General features: G+C 54.8%; 15 protein-coding genes. 5 read left to right on the plus strand and 10 right to left on the minus strand.

What is annotated here, in order from left to right; translation table 11 throughout:
* Positions 1-13: 13 nt before the first annotated feature.
* The 3 genes from JI62_RS04000 to JI62_RS04010 form a co-directional block, all read right to left on the minus strand.
* Positions 14-1522, minus strand: coding sequence for a tripartite tricarboxylate transporter permease (locus JI62_RS04000; protein ID WP_088698933.1), 1509 nt, complete (start codon positions 1520-1522; stop codon positions 14-16).
* 9 nt (positions 1523-1531) lie between these two features.
* A complete protein-coding gene (locus tag JI62_RS04005; RefSeq protein WP_088698934.1) occupies positions 1532-1981 on the minus strand; it encodes a tripartite tricarboxylate transporter TctB family protein in 450 nt (149 codons plus the stop codon).
* Positions 1982-2064: 83 nt separating this feature from the next.
* Positions 2065-3078 carry a Bug family tripartite tricarboxylate transporter substrate binding protein gene (locus JI62_RS04010; RefSeq protein WP_088698935.1) on the minus strand — a complete coding sequence of 338 codons (1014 nt, stop codon included), beginning with the start codon at positions 3076-3078 and terminating at the stop codon, positions 2065-2067.
* A gap of 367 nt (positions 3079-3445) precedes the next feature.
* Here JI62_RS04010 and JI62_RS04015 point away from each other — a divergent pair, with 367 nt between their 5' ends.
* On the plus strand, positions 3446-3946 hold the full coding sequence (locus tag JI62_RS04015; protein ID WP_240513122.1) for a hypothetical protein: 501 nt from the start codon (positions 3446-3448) through the stop codon (positions 3944-3946).
* Positions 3947-3959: 13 nt separating this feature from the next.
* Here the strand turns inward: JI62_RS04015 and JI62_RS04020 are convergent, their stop codons facing one another.
* Positions 3960-4910, minus strand: coding sequence for an alpha/beta hydrolase (locus tag JI62_RS04020; RefSeq protein WP_088698937.1), 951 nt, complete (start codon positions 4908-4910; stop codon positions 3960-3962).
* 149 nt (positions 4911-5059) lie between these two features.
* Between JI62_RS04020 and JI62_RS04025 the strand changes: the two genes are divergently transcribed.
* The 3 genes from JI62_RS04025 to dauA all read left to right on the plus strand — a co-directional run bounded on the left by JI62_RS04025 (position 5060) and on the right by dauA (position 9624).
* On the plus strand, positions 5060-5482 hold the full coding sequence (locus tag JI62_RS04025; protein WP_088698938.1) for a hypothetical protein: 423 nt from the start codon (positions 5060-5062) through the stop codon (positions 5480-5482).
* Between the two features lie 205 nt (positions 5483-5687).
* On the plus strand, positions 5688-7736 hold the full coding sequence (betT, locus tag JI62_RS04030; protein ID WP_088698939.1) for a choline BCCT transporter BetT: 2049 nt from the start codon (positions 5688-5690) through the stop codon (positions 7734-7736).
* Between the two features lie 151 nt (positions 7737-7887).
* Positions 7888-9624 (plus strand): C4-dicarboxylic acid transporter DauA, encoded by a 1737-nt coding sequence (dauA, locus tag JI62_RS04035; protein ID WP_088698940.1) that lies wholly within the window; start codon positions 7888-7890, stop codon positions 9622-9624.
* 83 nt (positions 9625-9707) lie between these two features.
* Here the strand turns inward: dauA and adhP are convergent, their stop codons facing one another.
* Both adhP and exaC read right to left on the minus strand, forming a co-directional pair.
* Positions 9708-10736 (minus strand): alcohol dehydrogenase AdhP, encoded by a 1029-nt coding sequence (gene adhP, locus JI62_RS04040; protein ID WP_170938469.1) that lies wholly within the window; start codon positions 10734-10736, stop codon positions 9708-9710.
* 136 nt (positions 10737-10872) lie between these two features.
* The gene (gene exaC, locus JI62_RS04045) at positions 10873-12393 is read right to left on the minus strand and encodes an acetaldehyde dehydrogenase ExaC (RefSeq protein ID WP_088698941.1); all 1521 of its coding nucleotides are present in this window, start codon (positions 12391-12393) and stop codon (positions 10873-10875) included.
* A 129-nt stretch (positions 12394-12522) separates the two neighbouring features.
* Here exaC and JI62_RS04050 point away from each other — a divergent pair, with 129 nt between their 5' ends.
* The gene (locus JI62_RS04050) at positions 12523-13200 is read left to right on the plus strand and encodes a response regulator (RefSeq protein ID WP_088698942.1); all 678 of its coding nucleotides are present in this window, start codon (positions 12523-12525) and stop codon (positions 13198-13200) included.
* 10 nt (positions 13201-13210) lie between these two features.
* Here JI62_RS04050 and JI62_RS04055 read toward each other — a convergent pair whose 3' ends face one another.
* The 4 genes from JI62_RS04055 to JI62_RS04070 are packed head-to-tail and all read right to left on the minus strand — an operon-like array spanning position 13211 to position 18451.
* Positions 13211-14605 carry a hybrid sensor histidine kinase/response regulator gene (locus tag JI62_RS04055; protein ID WP_088698943.1) on the minus strand — a complete coding sequence of 465 codons (1395 nt, stop codon included), beginning with the start codon at positions 14603-14605 and terminating at the stop codon, positions 13211-13213.
* The gene (gene nosP / locus JI62_RS04060) at positions 14574-15740 is read right to left on the minus strand and encodes a nitric oxide-sensing protein NosP (RefSeq protein WP_088698944.1); all 1167 of its coding nucleotides are present in this window, start codon (positions 15738-15740) and stop codon (positions 14574-14576) included. Before nosP ends, JI62_RS04055 begins: the two co-directional genes overlap by 32 nt.
* Positions 15721-17982, minus strand: a complete 2262-nt coding sequence (locus JI62_RS04065; RefSeq protein WP_088698945.1) for a hybrid sensor histidine kinase/response regulator — start codon at positions 17980-17982, stop codon at positions 15721-15723. Before JI62_RS04065 ends, nosP begins: the two co-directional genes overlap by 20 nt.
* Complete coding sequence (locus tag JI62_RS04070) at positions 17972-18451, minus strand: molybdopterin-dependent oxidoreductase (RefSeq protein ID WP_141101297.1); 480 nt, start codon at positions 18449-18451, stop codon at positions 17972-17974. Before JI62_RS04070 ends, JI62_RS04065 begins: the two co-directional genes overlap by 11 nt.
* Positions 18452-18485 lie beyond the last annotated feature (34 nt).

The raw sequence follows: 18485 nt of genomic DNA on the forward strand, positions 1-18485 counted from the left end.
CTGAATTGAGGAATCATAGTTGAGCAGCCTCTTGGCGCGCTTTAAGGCGCTTCATTAATGGCTGGCTAAATAGTGAGATAAGCAGTAATGCAAAAATAGCCAGCGTTACTGGGCGCTCAAAAACGTACGTGATGTCGCCACCACTGATTTGGTAGGAGTGAAGTAGCGATTTTTCAGCCAACGATCCTAATAGCATGCCGATAACAGCGGCGGGTACGGAGTAGCCGTAATGGCGAAATATCCAACCGATCACCGCAAACACCAGTACCGTAGCAGGGCCCGTCATATTGCCGGTTAGCCCGAAGGATCCCATTATCGCCAGCACCAACACAGAAGGAATCAAGTAGCGCATGGGCACTTTGACGATATTGGCCAAGAGAGGAATAAACAGTAAACCGATGATCACCAGTAGAAACACCTGGGCAAAGTTAGCGAAGATAATCGCGTAAACCACATCGGTTTGTTGGCGAATAAACTGCGGGCCGCCAGTGATATTATGCATAGCAAACGCCGCTAACATTACCGCTGTAGCGCCACCGCCGGGAATCCCTAGCGCCAGCAGTGTTGCCATCGAGCCCCCTTCGGAGCTGCTGTTAGCCGCCTCAGAGGCCACGACCCCTTTCGGGTTGCCCTTCCCAAATGAATCGGGATCCCGATCACGGCGCTTGGTTTCTATGTAAGAGAGCAGGTTAGACACGGAGGAGCCCACACCAGGAACCGCCCCGACCAACACCCCGATCAAACCACCCCGAATCATCACAACAGGGTAGCGCATCGCCATTCTGCAACCTTCGAAGATCTCACTCACCTTGACCTTGCGGGCATCGGCAGATTCAACGATGAAGCCTTTATTAGCTAGCTTAAATAGCTCTGAAGCGGCAAACATACCCATCATGGCAGGAATGACGGGGACACCGTCCAACAGGTAAGTCTGCCCCATCGTACCGCGTGCCAAGCCGATTTCGCTAAACCCAATCGTGCCGACTAAAAGCCCGACAAACCCGGCCACTAACCCTTTGAGAACCTGTTCACCTTTTAAACTCGCAATCAGCGTCATGCCCCAGAGAATCACTACAAACATCTCTGCTGGCCCCAATCTCAGCACCATGTAAGAAAGCGGCTGTATCATAAAGAACAGCACCACGTAGCCCATCAGCGCGCCAATCACCGAGGAGGCTAACGCGACACCTAACGCCTGGTTATGCTGCCCCTTCCGCGCCATTGGGTAACCATCAAACGCGGTAGCGATGGCCGAAGAGGTACCCGGTATATTCATCAGAATGGCAGGGATACCAGCACCAAATGAGCCACCCGTAAAAATAGCGGTAAGAAACAGCATGGCTTGAATAAAGTCCATGTACATGGTCATCGGCAGGAAAATGGCCATCGCCATTGATATCTGCAGGCCTGGCGTTGCGCCAAAAATAAGCCCCAGTACGATACCCGGCACTACCACCAACCAAGGGCCAAAATTAGAAAAAAGCAGATCCAAACTCTGCCCTACTGCGCCAAAATCAATCATGGTATCTCCTCAGCTTGGAAGCAGCAGCAGTGTCATCGGGTACGGCAGCATCTGTGAGAAAAAGAACGCGACACTCAGCCCAAAAGCGATGCTATAGCCACCTACCAGCAGCCAATTGCGCTCCCCTTTAAGGATCAGGAAAAGCGCCAGAAACGCTACGGTGGCAATATCAAAGCCTATCGCTTCAAGCGACAGCACATAGACGGCGAAGAGACCCACAACAGGTAATGTTTTATGCAGCGGTTCTTCTTCAGAGGAGCGAAACAGCGAGCCGTGTTTAATACGCAGGATCAATTCAAGTGCAATAATCGCTAACACGATAACGGCAAGTGGCAATATAAGTAGCAGGTTTTGCGGTGTGGCGGATACACTAATGGCGTCTAATAAATACCATAGTGTAAAGCCAGCCAAACCCATGAGAACGATAAAGTCCCCATAGTCACGTTTACATTCAGACATGGTAAAACCCCATACTGGCCCCTCATTAATGTGAAGGGCCAGCTATGATGGAAGGATTAGTTCGGAAAATCTGGTCGTGAAAATTAGTTAAGTAGGTGAGCGTACTTTTCAAACACCTGATAGTTTTCGCGCATCAGCTCGTTGGAGCGCTCTGGGCCTACCCAAACACCGCCCATTTCGTTGCGCTCAAGCTGCTCTTGAACATCTTTGCGGGCAAGCGCACTTTGAATAGCCGAGGAGATCTTCTCGAAACGCTCAGGATGCTGACGCTCCATTTCACTGGTCACTGCAAAGCCGCGCATTGAGCCCTGAAGAACGGGCACCTCAAGATTCATCGGCGCCAGCGCTTCATTGATCGGGAGTGCATCCCACTGTTCAATGCGCTCATCATTGACGATCGCCAACGGGGTTAAGAACTCACGGATTCCCTCACTGCCCTGGGCACTAATAGAGACGAAATCCACCTGCCCACCCGCTACCGCTGAACGGGCTTCACCGCCGCTGTTATAGGTCACCAAGTTGAGGTTATCTTGGGGAATGCCTGCCTCATCAAGCAGCAAGCGCACCATTAAGTGACCAGCAGAACCTTGAACCACCGCGCCGCGTACTTGACCCTCTTCTTCGCGGATCGCTTCAAGCAGGCTTGGCAGGTCTTCATAACCGCTGTCTTTATTGGCAGCGATTAGATCCAAATCAAACCACTGGAAGTTGATATAAGAAAAGTCGTCGACACTAAACTCTGCATCACCAGTCAGGATCGAGTTGGTTAAGTAAGGAGCAAACGTCGAGGCATAGACGGTATAACCATCATCAGGCACGTTAAGAACGTAATTAGAAGCAACCTGAGTGCCCGCACCGGGGCGATTAGTTACTTGTACCGGCACACCTAGCTCTTCGGAAATAGGCCCTGACATCATGCGGGCCATACGATCCGCACTTCCGCCGGTGCCAAAACCTACCACCATGTTGAGCGGTCGAGAAGGAAAGTCGTCAGCTACAGCAGGAAGCGCCATTGATAGAGAGGCAATGGCGGCCGTTGCCCCTACCAATATCGATTTGATATTAAACGATAAGGACGCACTGGAAGTGTTAAGCATAGCGTGGCTCTCTTTTTATAAGTTTGCTTGGTTTTCGACACAGATCTTAACCTGCGTGCTTAAGACGCTACTCCCCGAAACTGTCACCAACCTTGCATAAAGTAAGAACGCAACTAAAGTCTAACCCCTGCTGACTACCTGCCGATTAAGAAACGCGATGCCTGCATCAATGGTAATGCAGCAATGATGGCTATCCCTATTTCACTGACTTCCAGGTCACCAGAGTGTTTCTTAGCGTATGCTAAAGTATGGTCTCAGACTGTCGATAACTCTATTAGCCTGCTTTAGAACCTATTTCCCTAAGCAGGCCTGCGTAGTCGCTGTTGCGCCTGCTTAAAATAGCCCTTAACTCTAACGAGAGATTGCCATGACCCTCTCTTTACCTACCGGGAGTGCCCCTTTAGACGCACATCCTTTACGTAGTGAGCCGTTAAACGTCGATAAGGTAACAACTACACCGATCACTTCTAACGCCGCAACGACGGATTCCAACACCAGCATTCACTTGGATCTTTCTCCCGTGGCTAGAGGCATCGCCTCAGCTTCAGAAAAGGCTGGTAACACACAGGAAGCGAAGAACACCAAAATCGATGAAAGCAATCTCCCGCAGGAGATTAAAGAACTACTAAAGCGAATTGTTGAATATAGAGAAGAATTAAAGGAGAAACAGCAGGAACTGGAAGAGGTTATGCGCGACCAGTCCCTAAACGATGAACAACGCCAAGCAAAACTCGACGCCCTGCAACAGGAAATCAGTAGCCTCAATAATTCGCTTCAAGAGGCTATGAGCCAACTAAGCAAACTCGTCTCTCAGCTGGATGTTGATGATGACGCTGTTGTCGGAATGATGTCATTGGCCATGTCTTGATAACGAAAAAGGGTTAGGGCTTTACCTGCCGATTAAGAAACGCGATGCCCGCATCTATGGCGCCGCCACGCAGCAGGAAACTAGTTATGTGGCCACGCCAGCGCTGCAGGTAAAGCTCGCTCTCGATGTTGTTCTCCTTCAGAGCTTGATAAAAGTCCGTGGCTTGATCCACCGGTACCAGTTGATCCCACTGACCGTGGAACAGGAAGAACGGCGGTGAGTCAGGCGTAAGTTGCCGTGCGGGAGAGGCTAGGCGATACGCTTCGTTTTCTTCCGCGCGGGTACCGCCGATAAAGTCGACGACTAAGCGCCCATCATCAAATTTGAGTAAATCACTGGGTAGTCCCCCAGCCAATACTGCAGCCAAACGGCTCTGCTCGCCGCCGTAGGGTTCGGCCAGCGGCCCTTCTACTCCCGCCACCGCCAATAAACTGACTAGATGCGCGCCAGATGAGAATCCAACGCCTACAATGCGGTTTGTATCCACTTGCCACTCGTCCGCATTGGCGTGAATCCAGGCCATCGCCTGCTGCAAGTCATGTAATTGGCTAGGGAAGCGATATTCAGGCGCAAAACGGTACTCAATATTCACCGCTACGTAGCCCTGACCCGCTAGCTGTTCAGCGATGCCCTGCATATCTTCCGGTGTGCGGTTGCGCCAGCCGCCGCCATGAACCACCAGGGCAGCAGGACGCAATGCATCGCCGGGCTCATCGGGCAGGTAAACATCAGCTGTTAGTGCCTGGGGCCACTCGTCGGGGGTATAGGTTCTTGGGGTCAACCGGGTGAAGGGCAGAGGTTCACGCAGCCCACTACGCTCAATAGCGGGCTCCCCTTGGCTAACGTGTTGAGCAGCGCTACAGCCACTCAGCAATAAGGCAATTGCCCCCAGGCCGGTAACACGGCGTAGGGTGGTAAGTGCTCCATGCTGTTGCCACTCGCGAATTAGCTTGGTACGCGACATTATGCTTCTCCTGGATAAATAGGTGACCCCTCACCTACCCACTACGACCTGCAACAAGCCAATAAGATCATGATTGTTGCACACTATCTGCAAACGGTTTGCACCCCGCCTAGCGATACTGTCATTGTCAACTCACCAGGAGAGAACTTATGAACGTTACAAGTGCTAGGAAAATGTCAATTCGCCAACTGTTTGCCCCCGCCCTGCTGGCTATCGCCATTGCTCCATTAGCGTTTAACGCTCAAGCGCATAGCCACGGCGACCATGATGGGCAAGGCCCTGATCGGGAACGTATGGAAGAGCGCATGGAGGAGCGTCGCCAAGAGGTGTACGAGCGCGCTGATATTTCAGCCGAGAAACAGGCCGAGCTTAACGAAGCACACGCCGAACATCGTGAAGCCATGCAGGCACTGCGCGAAGAACACCACGAGCGGGTAGCTGAAATTCTCACCGAAGAAGAGCAGGAAGCGCTGCGCAACGCCATGCAGGAAGCCCATGAAGAGTATCGTGACAAGCACGGTAAACGTGGTCATCACGATGGTAATAGTGACGATAGCGCCGATAGCGAATAAACGCAGGACAAGCCTTAAACCAAGATCCAACGCCCGGTTTTTCCGGGCGTTTTTGTGTCTGCACTTTCATCAGCGCGCTACTAACTCCACGCTAATTCAACTCATATAGGGGAGGTTAACTTGAAGGGGGAGAGTTAATCGCGTATTTTATTTGAACGTTCATTCAAAATAAAAATTCATCTTTCAACAACAGGAGTCCGCCTGCATGGCGAAAGACAACCCCATCCTCCCCTCCCGCGACCGCCTCAATCCCGTGGTTTTCCACGGCAGTGTGGCGGGTATCGTTATCTTTTTAGTACTCACCATGCTGTTCACCGAGCAAGCCGGCGCTTTTTTTGATGCCGGGCTTGCCTGGGTCAGCAAAACCTTTGGTTGGTACTACATGCTCGCCATTGTGGCGTATCTGGTCTTTGTCATTGCGATTGGCATGTCACGCTTTGGCAGTATTCGCCTGGGGCCCGATCACTCACGACCCGAGTTCTCGCTGCTCTCCTGGTCGGCCATGCTGTTTGCCGCGGGTATCGGTATCGACCTGCTGTTCTTCAGCGTTGCCGAGCCAGTGGCCCACTATTTGGCACCGCCGGACTTGACCCCGGAAAGCCAGGAAGCGATGCGGAATGCCGTCGTTCAAACCTATCTGCACTGGGGGCTCTCTGGTTGGGGGCTGTACGTGTTGATGGGTATGGCGTTGGCCTACTTCAGCTACCGTCACCGCTTGCCGCTGGCAATCCGTAGCGCGCTCTATCCCATCCTGGGCAAGCGCATTCACGGCCCTATCGGTAACGCGGTAGACATTACCGCCGTCATCTCCACCGTGTTCGGCATTGCTACCAGCCTGGGTATTGGGGTGATGCAACTTAACTACGGCCTCACCTATATGTTCGGCGTGCCGGAAACGCTCACCGTGCAGGTGATCTTGATCGTCCTGGTTGTTGTGTTGGCAACGATTTCTGTAGTGACTGGCGTTGAGAAAGGCATTCGCCGACTTTCCGAGTTCAACATGCTATTGGCACTGGCGCTGATGCTGTTTGTGCTCTTTTCCGGCGACACCCTGGTGCTACTGGATAAAGTGGTTAACAACGCCGGTGACTATCTATCGGGTTTTGTCGGTGCAAGCTTTGATACCTACGCCTTTGCCGATGAGGGCGCCCAAGAGTGGAAGATGTGGTGGACGATCTTCTTCTGGGGCTGGTGGATTGCCTGGACACCGTTCGTCGGCCTGTTCCTGGCGCGCATTTCTCGTGGCCGTACCATTCGTGAGTTTGTCGCCGGCGCCTTGTTTATTCCGCTGGCCTTTATGATGGTGTGGATGTCGGTATTTGGTAATAGCGGCATTGAGTTGGTCGCCAACCAAGGCGTGGCCGAGCTGGGTGAGCAGGCCCTTAACACCCCGCAAACCACACTCTATACGCTGCTTGAGTACTACCCTTACGTTGGCCTAACCGCAGCAGTGGTCACCGTGCTAGGCATCGTGTTCTTCATTACCTCAGCGGACTCAGGCGCGCTGGTTCTGGCCAACTTCACCTCTATTTTGAGCGACGTGAACCATGATGCGCCGGTTAAACTGCGTATTTTCTGGTCTGCAACGATCGGCTTGATCACTATCGCCCTGCTAATGGCCGGTGGCTTGAACGCGCTTCAGAGCGCCGTCGTCATCACCGCCCTGCCCTTCTCATTAGTTATTTTCGCCGTGATGGTGGGTATGTATAAAGCGCTGAAACTGGAAGGCAAAAAAGCCGATGCACGCCGCATGATTGCTGGTGGCGCCCCCGGTGGTGACTGGCGAGAGCGCCTGGATCGCGCCCTGGACACCTCCACGCGTGCGGGTGCAGCGGCCACCCTTGAGCACTCTATTCGCCCGGCGATGACCCAGTTTGCTCAAGAGCTCGAAAGCAGAGGTCAAACCACCAATGTGACCGAAGAGCACGTTGAGGGTGAATCGCTACCGAACCTGATGCTCCAGGTCGACTTCGGCGAAGCGACCAGTTTTGTCTACCAGGTCTGCCCGCACCGCATGCGCACACCGAGCTTTATCCCAGCGGATGATGATTTTTATGTGCGTCTGGATGTGTACTTAGCCGAAGGTGGTCAGGATAAAGACCTTAACGGCTACACCCGTGGTCAAGTAATTGGTGATTTGGTGGCCGAGTATGAACGCCACCTTCACTTCCTCACCCTGGCCGGCGAGCAGATGGGCCACGTGCAGGCAATGCCCGGCACCATCGGAGAGCCGCCGGAAGATTCGCAGATATAACGGCGCAAGCGTTTAATCCCACAGATCAATCCCGGCCTGCGTGCCGGGATTTTTGTGCGCGAACGACTCCACGACTAACGCCTTGTTGTGCAAATTTCACCGCAGGCGTAGCGTAATGGCTTGTTTTCCCTGTTCTTAGGAGACTGGTCTCATGTCCCGCGCCCATCGATCTTCGGGTTACGTTTTCCCGCTGCCTGGCAGCGCGCTGGTCAGCGCTTGGCGTGAAGGGTATACGCTGGCCAGATTAAAGCGCGATGTGATGGCGGGGCTGACGATTGGCGTGGTGGCGGTACCGCTTTCCATGGCGCTGGCAATCGCCACTGGCGTACCGCCCCAACACGGGCTGTACACTGCTATCGTGGCGGGCGCGGTGATTGCCTTAACCGGCGGTTCACGGTTCAACATCTCCGGCCCCACCGCCGCCTTTGTGGTCATTCTGTTTCCCATTGTGGCCAGCCACGGTCTGGGTGGGCTGCTGATTGCCACACTGATGGCTGGCGCTATTTTGGTGGCGCTGGGGCTCTCGCGGTTGGGCAGTCTTATTCAGTACATCCCCTACCCGGTAATACTTGGCTTTACCGCAGGTATCGGCGTTGTCATTGCACTGCTGCAGTTACCTGACTTTCTGGGCCTAGCTGGCGTGGAGCTAGGTGATAGCACTCTGAATAACCTAGTGCTGATTGGCCGAGCACTGCCCAGCCTTTCACCGGCGGAAATCAGCGTGGGGGTTGTGACCTTGGCCGCGCTGCTGATCTGGCCCCGCTTGAATACGCCAATTCCTGCCCCGCTGGTGGGTTTGGCGGTGGGCACACTGGCTGCAGCACTACTGCTGATGAGTGGCGTTGAAGTCGATACCATCGCCTCACGCTTTAGCTGGGAGTTCGAAGGTGAGAGCGGCAGCGGCATTCCCCCTTTCGCGCCTGGCTTTACCGCCCCTTGGCATTTTCCCGGCGCTGATGGAAACCCGCTTGAGATCAACTTTGCGCTGATACAAGCACTGCTTGGCCCGGCGCTGGCCATTGCACTGCTGGCGGCCATTGAGTCGCTGCTATGCGCCGTGGTGGCAGATGGTTTAACCCGCACTCGCCATGATCCTAACGCCGAGCTAATTGGCCAGGGGCTGGGCAACCTGGTAGTGCCCTTCTTTGGCGGCATTACCGCAACAGCAGCCCTTGCTCGCACCGCGACCAATATCAAAAGCGGTGCCTTTTCACCTGTCGCTGCCGTGGTGCACTCTGTCGTGGTGCTACTTGCGGTGGTGGCCCTGGCGGGGGTGCTGGGGTTTGTCCCCATGGCTGCACTCGCCGCCCTGCTGTTTATCATCGCCTGGAACATGAGCGAGGCGCGTCACTTTGTGCATACGCTAAAAAGCGCTCCCGCCAGCGATGTCTCAGTGCTGGTGATCTGCTTTGCCCTAACGGTGATTTTCGACATGGTGATTGCCGTGGCCGTGGGTGTTGGCCTGGCTGCCGCACTGTTTATCCGTCGTATGGCACAGCTCACTCATACCCGGCGCTTGGCTGCACCCGACACCGGCGAACACTTCCCGCCAGAAGTAACACTTTATAAAATCACCGGCCCGCTGTTTTTCGGTGCGGCAGAAAAGGCCATTGCCACGCTGCGGGTGATAGATCACGGTGTTCGGGTGGTCGTTCTGGATATGCGTGATGTGCCCAGCCTGGACACCACCGCCATGGTGGCGCTGGAGTCACTGCGCCGGGAGCTTGGCGAGCAAGGCGTTGGCGTTATATTTGTTGGGCTGCCGCCACGCATGGCGCTGAAGATAAAGCGTGCCGGCATTAAACGCGAAGTAGGTACATTAGCGGTCGTCAGTAACCTAGCCCACGCCGAGCGTATGGCACGCCGTTGGTTAGGTGGTAGCAGATAGGAAGTGGGTTGGCGTGAAGTTCATGGGTAAAATTAAAAAAGGGGAAGTCGCCTTCCCCTGATGGAACACTAGCCAGGCATTATCTAGCTAGCCATATCCAACACGATGCGACCTTCGATCTTGCCGTCGATCATGCGCTGGAAAACGTCGTTGATATTGTCCAGCGTATCGGTTGCGACCGTGGCTTTCACCTTGCCTTCGGCGGCAAAATCCAGCGCTTCCTGCAGGTCGCTGCGGGTACCAACGATGGAGCCACGAATGGTAATACCGTTGAGCACCGTGCTGAAGATCGGCAGTGGGAAGTCGCCGGGGGGTAAGCCATTGAGCACTAATGTGCCGCCGCGGCGTAACATATTCTGCGCTTGATCAAACGCCTTCGGCGACACCGCTGTCACCAAGGCACCGTGAGCGCCACCAATGGTTTTCTTCAGGTAGGCCGCTGGGTCGGTCTTCATGGCATTGACGGTTACCGTGGCGCCTAAGCGCTCGGCCAGGGCTAGCTTACCGTCATCGATATCCACAGCCGCTACGTTCAGCCCCATGGCTTTGGCGTACTGCACCGCCATATGGCCCAGGCCACCAATGCCCGAGATCACCACCCACTGGCCAGGGCGGGTATCGGTCATCTTCAAGCCTTTATAAACCGTTACCCCTGCACACAGCACTGGGGCTATTTCAATAAAATCAACGGCATCCGGCAATCGCCCGACATAGCCTGCATCCGCTAAGGTGTAGTCCGCAAACCCACCGTTAACGCTGTAGCCGGTATTCTGCTGAGACTCGCACAGGGTTTCCCAGCCACCTAAGCAGTGTTCGCAGTAGCCGCAGGCTGAATAGAGCCAGGGCACACCGATACGATCGCCCTCTTTGACGTGGGAGACACCTTCACCCACCGCCACAATATGCCCAACGCCTTCATGCCCGGGAATAAACGGCGGTGAGGGTTTTACCGGCCAATCGCCGTGAGCAGCGTGTAAATCGGTATGGCAAACGCCAGAGGCTGCCACTTTCATCAACACCTCGCCCTGCTTGGGGCGAGGTACGTCAACTTCTTCGATAACCAACGGCTGGCCAAACTCACGAACGACCGCCGCGCGCATTGTGCTATCCATGATGCAACTCCTAATAGTTTACGATACGGCCATTGAACAACGGCTCTTATCGGTAGAGTCAGCGTCAGGGGAACTGACATACCGCCCGACTAGCGCCGGGCGGTGTGGCTAGCTATACATAGGAAAACGGGGCAGGTTAGAAGAAGCCCAGCGGGTTGATATCGTAGCTGACCAGCAGGTTTTTGGTTTGCTGATAGTGCTCAAGGGCAACTTTATGGGTTTCACGGCCAACACCGGATTTTTTGTAACCACCGAAGGCCGCGTGGGCGGGGTACTGATGGTAGCAGTTAGTCCACACACGACCAGCCTGAATGCCACGACCCATGCGGAAGGCGACATTGATATCACGGCTCCACACGCCTGCGCCCAAGCCAAACTCGGTGTCATTGGCAATCGCCAGCGCTTCCTCTTCATCTTTGAAGGTGGTCACCGCCACCACCGGGCCAAAGATCTCCTCCTGGAAAACGCGCATCTGGTTGTTACCCTTCAGCAGCGTAGGCTGAATGTAGTAACCGCTGTTGATGCTGTCATCCATGGTCTCTTTATTACCGCCAGTGAGGAATTCCGCCCCTTCGTCGCGGGCGATATCCATATAGGACATGATTTTATCGAACTGCTCTTGAGAAGCCTGGGCCCCCACCTGCACGTCGGTATCGAGTGGATTGCCGCGTTTGATGGTTTTGGTGCGCTCGATGACCTTGGCCATGAACTCCTCGTACATGCTCTCTTGGATCAGCGCACGTGATGGGCAAGTGCACACTTCGCCCTGGTTAAAGAACGCCAGTACCAAGCCTTCGACTGCTTTATCAATAAAGGTCGGCTCAGCGTTCATGATATCGGCGAAGTAGATATTGGGGGATTTACCCCCTAGCTCTACGGTGGAGGGGATAATATTTTCCGCCGCGCATTTCAGAATATGCGAGCCAACGGGGGTAGAGCCGGTAAAGGCGATTTTGGCAATGCGTTTGCTGCTGGCCAGCGCCTGGCCTGCTTCAGCGCCAAAGCCATTGACGATATTAAGGACACCCGGAGGTAGCAGGTCGCCAATCAATTCGACGACTTTTAATATCGATGCTGGGGTTTGCTCCGCAGGCTTGAGTACCACGCAGTTACCCGCCGCCAGTGCAGGCGCCAGCTTCCAAACCGCCATTAGAATCGGGAAGTTCCAGGGGATAATCTGGCCCACTACGCCCAGCGGCTCGTGGAAGTGATAAGAAACCGTGTTGGCATCGATATCCGCCGCCGTGCCTTCCTGTGAGCGTATGCAGCCGGCAAAGTAGCGGAAGTGGTCAACCGCCAGCGGCAGATCGGCGTTCAGCGTTTCACGCACGGCTTTGCCGTTGTCCCAGGTTTCGGCAACGGCAAGCATTTCCAGGTTCTGTTCAATGCGGTCGGCGATTTTCAGCAGAATATTGCTGCGCTCTTGCGCTGACGTTTTGCCCCAGGCAGGTGCCGCTTTATGGGCAGCATCCAGTGCCTTATCGATATCTTCTGCCGTGGAGCGGGGGATTTCACAGAAAACGTGACCGTTGACGGGGCTAATGTTATCGAAATACTGGCCTTTCACCGGAGCGACAAATTCGCCGCCGATATAGTTACCGTAACGTTTTTCAAATGACACCACTGAACCGGTATCACCAGGGTTGGCGTAGATCATTGTGTAGCTCCTGAGTATTATGATTATTTAAGGTGCTTTTTTAAGCTGCTTTGACAGTGTTGTTCACTAAAGCAAATGGCGATATAGCCCGATGGCAGGATTAGCCCTCATCCCTTGGTAGGAGACGCTATGTATTCCCTGTTGGTGGCGGATGACCATCCGCTGTTCCGCGATGCGCTACAAACCGTGATTAGCGGGGGCTTGGCAGGTAGCCAGCTAATGGAGGCAGAGAGCCTCGCTGCTGCGATAGCGTTGATTGAAGCGAACACCGAGTTAGATTTACTGCTGCTGGATTTAAGCCTGCCGGATGCAGAAGGGCTAGAAGGGTTAACACGGCTTCGCGAGGCATTTCCCTCGCTGCCGGTGGCGATTGTCTCTGCCCATCAGGAGCGTCAGTTGGTACTCGATGCCATTACCTTGGGAGCGGTGGGCTATATCCCCAAATCCACCCCCCGGGAAGCGCTGCTGGCTGCGTTAACGCAGATTCTTGAAGGCCAGCTCTACCTGCCGCCCGATGTTATGCGTCGCCCAGCACCGCGCACGGCTGCGCCTCAACCCACCAACAGCAGTTCATCAACCAGCGAACGCTTGGCGCGCTTAACCGATAAGCAGTTAGAGGTATTGGCGTGCATGACGACAGGCATGTCGAACAAGCATATTGCCCGAGAGCTATTGATTGCCGAAACCACCGTGAAGACCCATGTCTCGGCGATTCTACGTAAACTGAATGCCACCAGCCGGGTTCATGCGATCGTTATCGCTGGGGAGGAGGATCTCAGTTTTTACCGGGCCAATCGCGCCCGGTAGGGTGCTCAAGTTAGGCTTTACTAAGCAGGTTCCCGAGCAGCATACGTAGCCGCAGGGGCTTTAACGGTTTGAGTAGGCAGTGCATTCCTGCTTCACGGGTGGCACGCTTAATCTCCGCCTCGTGATTGGCCGTAATCACCACCGCTGCCAGGCCGGGATAGCGCCGCTGTAGCCGCGCGGCCAATTCAATCCCTGTTTCCCGGTGATCCCCCAAATGGTAATCCACCAGCAGTACCGCCGGCTGCTCTCCGTCGCTGGCAGCCTCCAGCGCACTCACCGTTGCAGCGGCTCTCACTCGGCACCCCCAGCTACCCAGTAGCGCCTGCATGCCGTCTATAATGGCCAAATCATCATCGATTACCCAAATAACACGGCCACTCAATGGATCCTCAGCACCGTCAGGCAGCACCGTGTTATGAGTGTTATCCACGGCGGGAAGCGTTGCCGGGGCATAGGGCACGGTGATCGAAAATAGCGCGCCCACGCCGGGACGCGAGGCGAGCGAAATCGGCTGTCCCAGCATGGCACTGATACGGTCAACAATGGCGAGCCCCAATCCCAAGCCACGGCTGTGTGCGCCGTTAGGCTGGTTAGCGCGGCGAAACTCCAGAAAAATCGCCTCCCGCTGCTGCTCGGGGATCCCGGGGCCGGTGTCGCCCACGGTAATTTCCAACCCTTCTTTGCGCCGCCGACAGCCCAGCAACACTCGGCCCTGCTCGGTATAGCGCACCGCATTGCTTAAGAAGTTGCGGATCACTCGCGCCAGCAGCGCCAGATCGGATTCGACCACCGCGCTGGAGGGCACGTAGTGCAGGGCCAGCCCTCTCACCCCGGCTATTTGGCGATACTCCTCCGCCAACGCATCTAATAGCGTGCTCACTGCGAAGGGGGCTTTATCAGCATGGAGCACCCCCGCATCCAGGCGTGAAATATCCACCAGCGTGCCTATCAGCCCTTCGACATCCTTTAGCGAGCGGCCAATATGGCTGACGAGCATTTGCGAGGTTTCAGGCAGTGAGTGCGTTTCTAACGCGCTGGCAAACAGACGAGCGGCATTGAGCGGCTGCAGCAGGTCATGGCTAACCGCCGCCAGGAATTTCGTTTTGGATAGGTTGGCGGCTTCGGCTTCGGCTTTCGCGGCCAGTAAGCGCGTATTGACCTGGCTTAGCTCATCTAAGGTGCGGTGCAGCGCATCGGTGCGCTCACGTACCTGCTCGGCAAGTAATACCGAACGTTCAAAGGCGGCATAGGGCGCGGGATCAACATCGCCTCCGGTTTCCACCCGCTCCATCAGTGCTTGGCACACTTTACGCAGGCGGCGGTTCTCTTCCCGCAGCGCCGCGACATCAGTTGCAGCAGCCCTACCGGTTGCTTCAGGCGTGGTCGTTAGCTGGAAGAGATCCAAACGCCACCCCCGTAAATGTTTGATTCACATGCATACCATGATGCTGTTCACCGTAGGTATTAAACCCCACTACGCCTGCCTGGCGCAGCAGCTGCGACGCCTGATCCACATGCCCCAATGCCTCTAGCTCCATGCGACGTAGAAAGCAGTCGCAGCCAATAATCATGCTCGGTGCCCCCAACCTGGCGCTCACTCCATTCAGCATCACCTTGAGGTCATCAAGGAGCGGTGTTGGCTGCATGGCAGTCAGTACAATGCCGTTTTCCACTGCACAGTAAAAACTCAAACTACTGTCGCTATTAACACCCTGAATAGAGCGCACATAGTGCTGTCCGCCAATGCGGACGGCTAATGGGTGGCGAGCAAACACTGCGGCACTGAGCTGCTCTGGGGCAACACCTACCAACGCTGCGTAAACCTGGGCGGCGGGCAGACCATTGAGCTCTACCACCCGCCGCTGCTCACGGTCGGCCTCGGTCACCACGAGCTTGTGAGCCAATGGGATCAAGTGATGGGTTGAGAACACTTCAAAGGGCAACCGGGTATTGATCATGACGACCACCGCCGCCCGTGTATAAAAGCATCCAGCGGTATATACATGGGTATGGCTAAGGTGGTTGTCGTCACCCGCCGAGCCGCCAAAACTAGGGATGCGCCCTAGCGCGGCATCCAGGGTGGCGAGCACTTGCTCTTCACGACTGGACAAACCATCCAATAACGTCAGCGCAAAACTATGCTCATTGATCGGCGCGATGGCTTGTTGGCGACAACGTTCCAATAGCGTGTCGACCAACGGCTGAGCATCGGCCAACTCAAAATGTTCGAGGTCGTCAATCAGCGCCGTTTCAATGGCAAACAGGCGACGATCGAACCCGATAGCTACGATAGAGCCGCGGTCATAGCCTGCAGGCGTTATTTCCCCAGCGGTGGTACAGCCACTTAGCGGCGTAACGGGGAAGCGACTTTCCAGCGCGCCGGCTAGTGCCGCTAAATCATACTCCGCACTGCAGAAGAACAGTACGAATCCCAGGTGTTCGTGCTGTAGTGCGTCAGCGAGTTCCGACGCTGCCCGACTTGCATCTGTCTGCTGGCTGGCGGCTGTGCTAATGCCCTGTTCAACTGGATAAGTGATCACGGCACCACCTCTCCAATGCGGAATGCGTATGTGCTGCTGCAAGCCTTAACGCGCTGAATGCTTCATCAAGCTGCCTGGATGTGGTGCGTTGCGTTTTGGCTAGTAGCTCAAGCTGCTTTGCCCGCCCGGCAAGCTGGTCGGCCCCCATACTCAACGACTCACCGCGCAGTTGGTGTGCAAGCCGTACGATCTGCTGCTCCTGTTCTGACGTCAAGGGAGTTGCAGCCAAACAAGAAGCCAATTGCGCGGAGTAATCGCTTACTTGCTGGTGGTAAAGCATGATTAGCTGAATCATGCTCGCTTCACCTAGCGTCATTTTCAACATGCTCAGGGTGTCGCTATTAAGCAGTGATGGTTCTCCGGCTAGCGTCGGAGACGCCGCTAGCGCCCTTAAAGGTGCGTCCGGGGTCGCAAAAAGCTGCAACGCCAATACGTTGCTTAGTGCAGAGAGCGATAGAGGCTTGGTGATGTAATCATTCATACCTGCTGCCAAGCAGCGTTGTCGATCATCTTCAGCGCCTCCAGCGGTCATGGCGACGATCGGCACACTGGCTAACCACCCGCCCTGTTCACGCAGCCGTTGCGTGACCCTCAAGCCATCCATATCGGGCAACTGAATATCCATAAAGATCAGATGCACCTGCTGAGACTGAGCCATGGCCAGGGCATCATGACCACTCTCGGCCCAAACTATATCGCAGCCCAAGCGCGCCAATAAGCCCATCGCGACTTTGCGGTTAACGGCGTTATCCTCTACCAGAAGCAGTTTTGTGCCGGTAAAGTCACGCTTGGGCGCTGGGGGCAGCGATGTTGTTATGGGGTCAGCGGCGATTAAGGGTAGCTCGCACCAGAAGGTACTCCCCTGGCCTAACTGGCTTTTTACCCCTAGTCGACCTTGCATGGCCTCGCTTAGCCGCTTGCAAATTGCCAGCCCTAGCCCGGTACCACCAAACCGTCGAGCCACTGACTCATCCGCCTGCTGGAAAGGCTCAAAGAGACGCTGCTGTTGCTGTTCACTTAGACCACAGCCCGTATCACTGACCTCAAACAGTAATTGCTCCACCGTTGAAGAGACCCGTACGCTGACTTCACCGTGGTCGGTGAATTTGATGGCATTAGCGATAAGATTAAGCAAAATTTGCCGCAATCGCCCCGCATCGACCTGCACCCATGCTGGCACCAGCGAATCAACATTAACCTTAAGCGCTAACCCTTTCATTTTGGCTCGCGGGGCAAACAGCACCACCACGCTATCAATCAGCGGTTTTAGCTCCGTGGGCGATGTTTCGAGGGTGAGGTGCCCTGCTTCGATTTTTGAGAAATCGAGGATTTCATTGATCATTGCCAGCAATTGATTGGCGCTGTCGTGGATTGTATGGGCGTAATCCTCAACCTGAGCAGGGCTTGCTGATTCGCGTAACAGCTCACTCATACCAATAACGCCGTTCAGCGGGGTACGAATTTCATGGCTGACCATTGCCAAAAAGTCTGATTTGGCTTGGTTCGCTGCTTGAGCCTGTTTGGCGGTGACTTCGAGTTGACGACCAAGCTGCTCCTGAATCCGCCTTATCGCCGCACTCTCACGCATTTCACGCACTAAAAAGGCAATCACCAGGAAGGCCGCTAAGCTCATACCAATAATCAGGCTCATGAGAAGCTTGTAAAGCAGACTGAGCTGGGCGCGCTCTTCCGTTGCCGATTCAGCTAAGTAGCCATTAATAGCAATAACCAGTCTTTCAGTGAGACGCGTTAACGCCTGCAGTTCTTCTTCCAGCGATGCCACCGGCAGTCGATCAAGTTCCTCATCAGACCCGCCTTCAGTACGGGGGGTAAACATACTATCCAGCAAATCAAGCTGCTGCTGGATTTGGCCTAACAGCTCGCGGGCGGTATCAATTTGCTGCATGAGGTTGCGGACTTCACCGTCGTTTAGCAGCGTCATGCGACTATAGAGCAACTCAAAGCGAAGATTTAGCTCCTCGCGTGCCTTAGCAGATAGGGGCTCCCGGGTCACTGCCAACAAATGGTTGAGCAGCTGTACCGCATCGCGATCCAACTTATAGACAACCCAAGCGGTGTCTTCCCGCAAGCTTTGAGTGAGATTTTCCTGCCGCCAGGCGGCCAGAGTAGCGACGACCAATGCTGCAGCGAATAGTAATACCGCCACAATGGCAACGAGCTTAAAACGACGAGGATAACGCAGTAGGCTTGAGGCCCGCGCATTAGAAGCGCTAGTGAACATTAATATGCATAACCTGCCATACCGCTCTAAAGCGAATTTTTTCGCTTAACAGCGCTTCATCTTGATCAAAAGGGTATAGCACCCACAAAGGGCCATATTCCCGAACCGGAATCGCCTCACCGTCTTTTGTCATGGCTAAGATGACATCGTATTCATTAAAATCACTTACCGGTATTTCGGCTTCGTAGCCGTTCAGCGCGGAGACATGAACGGCATCAACGTCGGAGCTTACCATTGCCAGTAGGTCACGCATTAAAGGACCACTATAGTGGCTAATGCCTTCTGTCCAGGGCGTACTTGTCTCGAACTCGTGCTGTGGTAAAGCCGACAACATGGCACGGTCAAACTGCGCCTCCCTTCCTTCATTGGTATGATCGATCTTACCGCTAATAGTCAAGATAACGGGCCCGTTAGGCACCTCTAACCCATCAGTTGATTGAGCAAGCCCCGCTAGGGGAGTACTGAACATCAGTACGACCCACCCCAATAACAACGCTTTCACA

Origin of the sequence: Halomonas campaniensis, from assembly GCF_002211105.1 — a bacterium.
GTDB lineage: Bacteria > Pseudomonadota > Gammaproteobacteria > Pseudomonadales > Halomonadaceae > Vreelandella > Vreelandella campaniensis_A.

Bases quoted from the DNA above. Each gene is read 5' to 3' on its own strand.
- JI62_RS04000 (WP_088698933.1), bottom strand. From the start codon at position 1,522: ATGATTGATTTTGGCGCAGTAGGGCAGAGTTTGGATCTGCTTTTTTCT.
- JI62_RS04005 (WP_088698934.1), bottom strand. From the start codon at position 1,981: ATGTCTGAATGTAAACGTGACTATGGGGACTTTATCGTTCTCATGGGT.
- JI62_RS04010 (WP_088698935.1), bottom strand. From the start codon at position 3,078: ATGCTTAACACTTCCAGTGCGTCCTTATCGTTTAATATCAAATCGATA.
- JI62_RS04015 (WP_240513122.1), top strand. From the start codon at position 3,446: ATGACCCTCTCTTTACCTACCGGGAGTGCCCCTTTAGACGCACATCCT.
- JI62_RS04020 (WP_088698937.1), bottom strand. From the start codon at position 4,910: ATGTCGCGTACCAAGCTAATTCGCGAGTGGCAACAGCATGGAGCACTT.
- JI62_RS04025 (WP_088698938.1), top strand. From the start codon at position 5,060: ATGAACGTTACAAGTGCTAGGAAAATGTCAATTCGCCAACTGTTTGCC.
- betT (WP_088698939.1), top strand. From the start codon at position 5,688: ATGGCGAAAGACAACCCCATCCTCCCCTCCCGCGACCGCCTCAATCCC.
- dauA (WP_088698940.1), top strand. From the start codon at position 7,888: ATGTCCCGCGCCCATCGATCTTCGGGTTACGTTTTCCCGCTGCCTGGC.
- adhP (WP_170938469.1), bottom strand. From the start codon at position 10,736: ATGGATAGCACAATGCGCGCGGCGGTCGTTCGTGAGTTTGGCCAGCCG.
- exaC (WP_088698941.1), bottom strand. From the start codon at position 12,393: ATGATCTACGCCAACCCTGGTGATACCGGTTCAGTGGTGTCATTTGAA.
- JI62_RS04050 (WP_088698942.1), top strand. From the start codon at position 12,523: ATGTATTCCCTGTTGGTGGCGGATGACCATCCGCTGTTCCGCGATGCG.
- JI62_RS04065 (WP_088698945.1), bottom strand. From the start codon at position 17,982: ATGTTCACTAGCGCTTCTAATGCGCGGGCCTCAAGCCTACTGCGTTAT.
- JI62_RS04070 (WP_141101297.1), bottom strand. From the start codon at position 18,451: ATGTTCAGTACTCCCCTAGCGGGGCTTGCTCAATCAACTGATGGGTTA.